The organism is Candidatus Jidaibacter acanthamoeba, assembly GCF_000815465.1.
Taxonomy (GTDB): domain Bacteria; phylum Pseudomonadota; class Alphaproteobacteria; order Rickettsiales; family Midichloriaceae; genus Jidaibacter; species Jidaibacter acanthamoebae.
In genome coordinates, this window is sequence record NZ_JSWE01000155.1 from 1 (window position 1) to 2,862 (window position 2,862).

Below are 2,862 nucleotides of genomic sequence, written 5' to 3' on the forward strand. Positions count from 1 at the left end.
AGGGTATTATAAATATTTATGTGAAAATGTGGCATAAGGCTGCGGCAAGCTATATATCAAGGCTACAGGAAGTATTTTTCATAAANTTATGAAAAAANATTCCCTAAAAAGTGAAAGTTTATTAAATTTAGGCACCCTATAAAATGGGCTTTCTAAGCTCATAATGTTTGAAACATTCCCGTTTATAATCTTTTTAGGGAANATTATGTATTTTTATATTTCCAGGGCTATTTGTATATATAAACTTTCTCTAAAATAAGATTTTATGATTTTTTATTATTATGGTTAAACACTTTATTATTAACTAGTTCGTGCTCNAATACTTTCTCTAAAAAAAGTATTAACCTTCGAAGTATAGCTAAACACAAATACTGCAACCTAGGCCGATATTTATATTTAATTCTCCCTAAATAAATTAATTTAGGGGATGTTTAAAAGGTGTGAATTTGGTTATTTTTATCTGAAAAATACTTGCTTTCCCTAAAAAGATTATAAACGGGAATGTTATAAAAAATGTAAGCCTACAAGTAGCATTTTATATGCTCTTTATTTTTAAACAATCTCAACTTTTTTGGGAAAGTTTTTTTGGACAAATACCAAATCTGCCTTCTACAACTTAGATAAATAGTATACTACAGCCTTATGCCACATTTCCACATAAATATTTATAATACCCTTATTTACTAACCTATTTCTGGAGCTATTATACGAGGGCAGGACACTTCTTACATATGATTAGGAAGTTTAACGATACCGGTTTTTATAACAATTTAAAAATAACGAAATAATTACTAATAAATAGATTAGAAAGAAATATTATATTTTGTATACCTAATTTCTTAAAAATTAATAAAAAAATAGTTGCTAGCAAAAGGTGAATAAAACAGGGTTTTAAAGATATTAATTTACATGGTACTGTCAAATTGTTAAATTTGCACTGTTTTTATAATTATTAGTTATAATAAGAATGCGCAGGGTTCCAAATGCTAAAAAAGTAGGAATGATAAGCTTATCATGATGTTTATAAGTACTACTTTATTTTTATTCCCCCGAACCAATCACATGCTTTTTAAAAAAGTAAAAAACTTTATTAATTAAATAAAAAAGGATATATCTATGAAACAAGAAAGTGAAAGCTTAAATAAGAAACAAAAGACAAATTTTCCTACAGAAAATAGCCTGAAGAGAAAACATAGACAAGAAGATATAATACAAATGTATAGATCTGCATGCATAGAGGGAAATATAGAGGTTATAAATTATTTATTTACCTTACCTGTTCATGAATTTTTAGAGAACATCACTTATGATGAGATTAATGAAGGTTTTTGTTTAGCTGCTAAGGAAGGTAATATAGAAGTACTCAAGTTACTGCTTGAACATACTCCTGATCAAGGAAAAAGAGATACTATGATCCATGCACAAGCTGACAAACCTCTTTTCTATGCTGCATCAATGGGGCATGCAGAAGTATTGAAGTTATTATTTGAGCATAGGTCTGACCAAGTAAAAAATGCCGCTATGACCAATATATATAATAGGCAACTTTTTATTCGTATTGGTAAAAAAGGTTATGCGGAAGTATTAAGAGTACTGCTTGAAAATACTCCTAATCTATGGGGAAGAGACGTTCTGATCCAGGCATTAAATGTTAATGCTTTTATATATGCTGCTGAAGAAGGTCATACGGAAGTATTAATAGTACTGCTTGAACATACTTCTGACCAAGTAAAAAAAGATGCTATGATCCACGCACAAAATGATCAAGCTTTTGTAAATGCTGCTTCAAATGGCTATGCAGAAATATTAAAGTTGTTACTTGAACTTACTCCTGATCAAGGAAAAAAAGATAATATGATTCACACGCAAAAAGATAAAGCTTTTGTTAATGCTGCTTTAAATGGCTACGCAGAAGTATTAAAGTTATTACTTGAACATACTCCTGATCAAGGAAAAAGAGATACTATGATACACGCACGAAATAATAGCGCTTTTATAGATACTGTTTTGATAGGTGATACAGAAATGTTAAAGTTATTACTTGAATATACTCCTGATATAGAAAAAAAAGATACTATGATCCATGCACGAAATGATAAAGCTTTTATCCTTGCTAATGATAAAAATAAACTAGAAGCTTTTAAGTTATTACTTGAACATACTTCTGACCAAGTAAAAAAAGATGCTATGATCCATGTGCGAAATGACCAAGCTTTTATTGATGCTGCTTCGATAGGTGATATAGAAATGTTAAAGTTATTACTTAAACATACTCCTGATATAGAAAAAAGAAATGCTATGATCCATGCACAAAATGACAAAGCTTTTATCTATGCTAATAATAAAAATAAAGTAGAAGTGTTAAAGTTATTACTTGAACACACTTCTGATATAGAAAAAAGAGAGGCTGTGATCCATGGACGAAATGACCAAGTTTTTATCGAAGCTGCTTTATATGATCAGGTGGAAGTATTGAAGTTATTACTTGAACATACTCCTGATATAGAAAAAAGAAATGCTATGATCCATGCCCAAAACTATAAAGCTTTTCTTAATGCTACTATAAGTGGTCATGTGGAAGTATTGAAGTTATTACTTGAACATACTTCTGATATAGAAAAAAGAGAGGCTATGATCCATACACAAAATGACCAAGCTTTTGTTAATGCTGTTTTATATGGTCATGTGGAAGTATTGAAGTTATTATTTGAACATATTTCTGATATAGAAAAAAGAAATGCTATGATCCATGTGCGAAATGATGAAGCTTTTATTGATGCTGCTTCGAGAGGCCATGTAGAAGTATTGAAGTTATTACTTGAACATACTTCTGATATAGAAAAAAGAGAGGCTATGATCCAT

The 2,862-nt window shown here is 29.6% G+C and carries 1 protein-coding gene; it reads left to right on the forward strand.

What is annotated here, in order from left to right; translation table 11 throughout:
• Positions 1–1,116: 1,116 nt before the first annotated feature.
• Positions 1,117–2,862 (forward strand): ankyrin repeat domain-containing protein (locus tag NF27_RS07735; RefSeq protein ID WP_039457903.1); only part of this gene is annotated, 1,746 nt, incomplete at its 3' end.